The sequence below is a fragment of the Gemmatimonadota bacterium genome (genome assembly GCA_009835325.1).
Taxonomy (GTDB): Bacteria; JAAXHH01; JAAXHH01; order JAAXHH01; family JAAXHH01; genus JAAXHH01.
On record VXWP01000053.1, the window covers coordinates 46,349 to 51,233 of the forward strand.

3 protein-coding genes are annotated in these 4,885 nt (G+C 55.5%); 2 read left to right on the top strand and 1 reads right to left on the bottom strand.

The features are described 5' to 3' along the window. Nucleotides 1–70 precede the first annotated feature (70 nt). The gene (locus F4Z81_06850; GenBank protein MXW04772.1) at nucleotides 71–1,888 is read left to right on the top strand and encodes an SEL1-like repeat protein; all 1,818 of its coding nucleotides are present in this window, start codon (nucleotides 71–73) and stop codon (nucleotides 1,886–1,888) included. Between the two features lie 173 nt (nucleotides 1,889–2,061). Here F4Z81_06850 and F4Z81_06855 read toward each other — a convergent pair whose 3' ends face one another. Beyond that, the gene (locus tag F4Z81_06855; protein ID MXW04773.1) at nucleotides 2,062–3,216 is read right to left on the bottom strand and encodes a DUF3500 domain-containing protein; all 1,155 of its coding nucleotides are present in this window, start codon (nucleotides 3,214–3,216) and stop codon (nucleotides 2,062–2,064) included. A gap of 137 nt (nucleotides 3,217–3,353) precedes the next feature. Between F4Z81_06855 and F4Z81_06860 the strand changes: the two genes are divergently transcribed. Next, nucleotides 3,354–4,454 (top strand): phosphotransferase, encoded by a 1,101-nt coding sequence (locus tag F4Z81_06860; protein MXW04774.1) that lies wholly within the window; start codon nucleotides 3,354–3,356, stop codon nucleotides 4,452–4,454. Nucleotides 4,455–4,885: the final 431 nt, after the last annotated feature.

A 4,885-nucleotide genomic window follows, 5' to 3' on the forward strand; every position in this document is an offset into this window, starting at 1 on the left:
TGCTGATCCGGAGGAACTGGCCAGAGCCGCGGAACAGGGCGATGCCGGGGCGCAAACTTCACTCGGTGACATGTATTTCCTAGGGCGTGGCGTGGAAGAAAACTATGCCGCGGCGATGGATTGGTACCGAAAAGCCGCGGACCAGGGCCACCCGAAAGCCCAGCACAAGATCGGCGTCATGTACGATGATGGCGAAGGTGTAACCAAAGATGACGCGAAGGCGGTGGAATGGTATACAAAGGCTGCAAGTCAGGACTATCCGGACGCCCAGTACGACCTAGGCCTCATGTACCTGTATGGTGAAGGCATTCAGGAGGATGCGTCCGAGAGTATCCGGTGGATTCACAAGGCTGCCGAGCAGGACTATGCTGACGCACAGTACGCCCTAGGAGTCCTCTATTCGAATGGACAGCATGTTGAGCAGGATGAATCACTTGCCGTCGAATGGTATCTCAAAGCCGCTGAACAGGGCCATAAGCTCGCACAGAATAACCTGGGGCTCATGTACGATAATGGGTCAGGTGTAGCGGAAGATGATGCCGAGGCCGTCAAGTGGTACCGAAGTTCGGCCGAGCAAGGAAACCTGAACGCACAGTACAATCTGGGACTGATGTACGAGCGTGGTGGTACAGGGATTCCCAGGGATGAATCCGAAGCGTTTAAGTGGTATCGGCTCGCTGCCGAACAGGAAGATGCAGACGCTCAGTACACTATCGGCGCTATGTATGACAATGGGCGCGGTGTTTCAGAAGACGACGAAGAAGCGGTGAAATGGTATCGGAAATCCGCAGAGCAAGGAAACGCCGATGCTCAGTACAGTCTAGGCGTCATGTACGATTACGGGGAGGGGGTTCCAGAACAAAACGACGAGGCTGTCTTCTGGTATCGCAAGGCCGCCGAGCAGGGAGACGTGGATGCCCAGAATGATTTGGGCGTGATGTACAAAAACGGTGAGGGGGTTCCAAAGGACTTAGCCGAAGCGGCAAGATGGTATAGGAAGGCCGCGGAACAGGAGAACGCGCTTTCACAGTACAATCTGGGACTCCTGTACAAGACCGGGCAGGGCGTTGACATGGACAAGTCGATTGCCGCACAGTGGATTCAACGCGCTGCAGAACAGGGCTACGTGTCCGCGCAGTACGATCTTGGCGTGATGTACAGGTCTGGTGAAGGTGTTGCACAGAACGACTCTGCGGCAGTGGTTTGGTTCGGCAAGGCTGCCGACCAGGGTGATGCAGATGCGCAGTTCGGCCTGGGGATCATTTATCATTATGGATATGGAGTTAACATAGATTTGAATGAAGCCGTTAGGTGGTATCGGCAGGCTGCCGACCAGGACGAACCGTACGCCCAGAACAATCTCGGATACATGTATGAGAACGGGATGGGCGTTCCTCAGGATTACACTGAAGCCGCACGTTGGTACGCAAGAGCTGCAGGGCAGGGACATTCGAGCTCTCAGTACAATCTAGGTACTCTATACGAAACAGGTACAGGCGTACCGGAAAACGACGAAAAGGCCGTTTCATGGTACCGCAAGGCTGCTGAACAAGGAAATGGAGACGCTCAGTACAGTCTCGGGGTTATGTATGACAACGGTGAGGGCGTTCAAAAAGATGAAGAGGAAGCGCTTCTGTGGTATAGAATGGCTGCCGAACAGGGAATAGTGAATGCCCAGATAAACATGGGATACATGTATTTCTACGGAGAAGGGGTACCTGAGAACGAAATCCTGGGCTATGCCTGGACGCGCGTCGCCGCGGCACAGGGAGACAGTCTGGCCAACAGCAACATCGAGGCTTACAGGGTTTTCATGTCAACGGACCAGATCGAACAGGCAGAGAAGCTGGCCGAGACATATCGTGAGCGAATCAACGAACAGCCTTGATTCGTGGTACATATGGTGATCGTCCCAGATCACACAGGCGGCGCGTCGAACAGGCTGGGAATTTGTTAAGACCTATTCGGGAACGGATCGATCCTGCAATGTAAATGACATGGATCGTGCAGACTGGACGGAATCGCTGCGGACGCCTTGAACCAAGGACACGCTCGCCGGTTTCACTCGACCCCGATCCATGCGGAACCGTAGTCGTTGTCCATCTCACGATACATGCTGTGAACGTGATCTACAGTGTCCTCGCCGTTCTGAACCGCATATTCGAGTACGATGGACGGGCCGGTTACGCGGAAATACGCGGCGCCCGGGACATCCTGCCGTCCCCACCATCCAAAATACGTGTCCTCGATACCGGCCACGACCGCTTTCATTTTCTGTGCATAATCGTCACTGTTCATGAAACCCAGTCGGGCCTCAATGACATCCAGGAGCAACGTTTTCTGCAGGGCGGCCAGTTCGCTTCCCTTGATGCCTTCCGGCGCAACGGTAACCCCATACTTTCCCGGCCCCAGCAGGAGGTCGATGGGCCGATCTGAACGCACGGCTTGTCCCTTCTGCTCGTACGTAAGACTCTCCATGAACGCCTGTGCCGCCACGGTTTCCCTTCGCGTAACGAAGATGTCGTCACCATCAAGGTGCAAGTGCAGCGGTTGGCCACCCGTCAGCATAGGTGAAAAGGAAACGTTCGGTCCGAATACGGTGGCGTTTATGGCGAGATGGTGCCCACCGAACTGGAACATCCAGGGCTCAGTAGTGGACGGTTCACCGAGAAAGGCAGCGGTGAAGTACCTGCTGCCGTATTTCATGACGCCGAGCACGTCTCCATAGACCAGCAGGTCTTCCGCGGCCAGCTGATGCGTGATGTTCTCCATGCCGGCTTCACTCAGCAGTTCCCCAAGAAGCTCATCCAGATTCGCCCGCTGTGCTTCAGAGAGCACACCGAGCATAACACCTCCTCGCGGGACCATGCCCTCGGGGAAGTTGGACCAGTTTGAGCGCTGTGCGTTATCGGTAAACCGGTATGTCGCCGCCTGTCTTTGACTGTCGTCCAGTGAATCCAGAAATAACCTTGCGGCCGCCACGATGGCCTCGGTTTTCTCGTCTGCGGCGGGGACCTTGTAATCGTTCTTAAACTTGATCTCAACCGATGAGGGGCCCGTTCCAAAGAAAATTCGCGTCCCAACATCGGGGCGAAACAACAGGAAGGCGAAAAACGCGGCAACGGCTATCATAGCACCGAGAAGGCAAATCATCACACGATTCATGAATCTCGCCTTACTCATATATTCCTCAGATAGATGTGCGGCATTCGGCATACCTCGTTCAGTCCGAAGCAACTCACCATGTCGACCTGATGCTGGCCGGACATCAGGTCGACGATATGGGGTCGCTCAGGCAATGAAATTAAACTTGTTGCCCTGGTCAAGTTTGCAGACTCATATTGGCACCCATCATGAACAATACTTCCGATTCTTCCGCATCTGATAGATCTTCGGAGCAGTCCTGTTCCGCCGTCGCCGCATACCTGGTGGAGCACTATGGCCTGGCTCCACCCGTCGATGTACGCGAACTGGAGCCCGGGGCCAACAGGAACTTTGTCATTACCTCGCAGGATCAGCGGTATGTCTACCGGATCTATACCGATCACGACTTCTATGTCCGCAATCCCGAGGCCTACCGTTACGAGCTCGACCTGCTTGCATACCTGGGGGAATTCAACCTGGCGGTACCCGAACCGGTCAAGCGACTGGATGGGCAACTATTGAGCGTAATGGGCGCTGCGACCGATATCCCATCCTGCCCACATTCCGACTCTCCTTCCGGGCCCCAAACCGGCAGCCCCGCCCCCTGGCGCGACGGGGCCTGCAGCGCCCTGTTCCGGTTCTTCGAGGGCGAGGAGCACGTGACCTGGTATCCCGAAGTGAAGGAACCGGTCGTGACCTCCTTCGGTGCTGCGGTGGCTGAAATACACCAGCGGGCGGACCAGTTTCCAAAACCTTACTGTCGTCATCATTTCGATCTGCAATATCTGCTGGACGGCCCGCTGCAGACACTGGGATCCATCCTGAAGGAGCGGCGTGGCGAGGACCTGTCATTCTTTAGGGATTACGCCGATCACATGCGCCGGCAGATCAACGAGCTGGGCAAGGGTAAAGACATTTACGGTCTCATCCACGCCGATCTGCATGTCGGAAACATTCTGCACCATCCCGACAACGGATACTGCATCCTGGATTTCGACCAGTGTGCGTTCGGCTGGCGGGCATACGACGTGGCGACCTTCAAGTATAACATCATCGAGACGGTGCCAGATCATCTTACGTACGAGATATGGCGCTGTTTCCTGGAAGGATACAACCGGGTGCGTCCTTTGACCCAGCAGGAACTGGACTGCCTGCCGGTTTTCGCGAACGCCTGGACGCTATGGGATATCGGCGAGACGCTGGTGTTGGCAACGCAATGGGGCGGCCACCGTCCGGACCTGGTCGAAGGGGATCTGACCCAGGACGAATATCTGGACGAGGCGGTGGAGACGTTGCGGGGGATGGTGTGAGAAGGATACCGAAAACCGTATTCATTTTACTGCTTTCTGTGGGTTATCCGTCGTTTACTGAGGCACAGAGTGTGGGAGACAGGCTTCGCGTCACTACGCCAGATGCTCGTTATGATGGTTACTTATCGGCCCATGACTCAACCAGTTTCGGCTTGATTCAGCGAGATGGCTATTATCTGCGGATTCGCCATGCCGAAATCGAATTGCTTGAGCGTCATGTGGGGTCAAGGTCTTACAGGGCAGCAGGTTTCTTTGTTGGCGGGGGCATCGGGGTCGCGGCGGGCATTGTATTGAGTCAAATCGCAGATGATTCCTGTGAACAGGGAACGGCATCTGCCGATACCTGTGACGGAAGTCCCTGGATCGATGGAAGGTTGGCTGCTTCGATTGGGGGTTCCAGCCTTGCGATAACCGGATATTTGGTCGGTGCG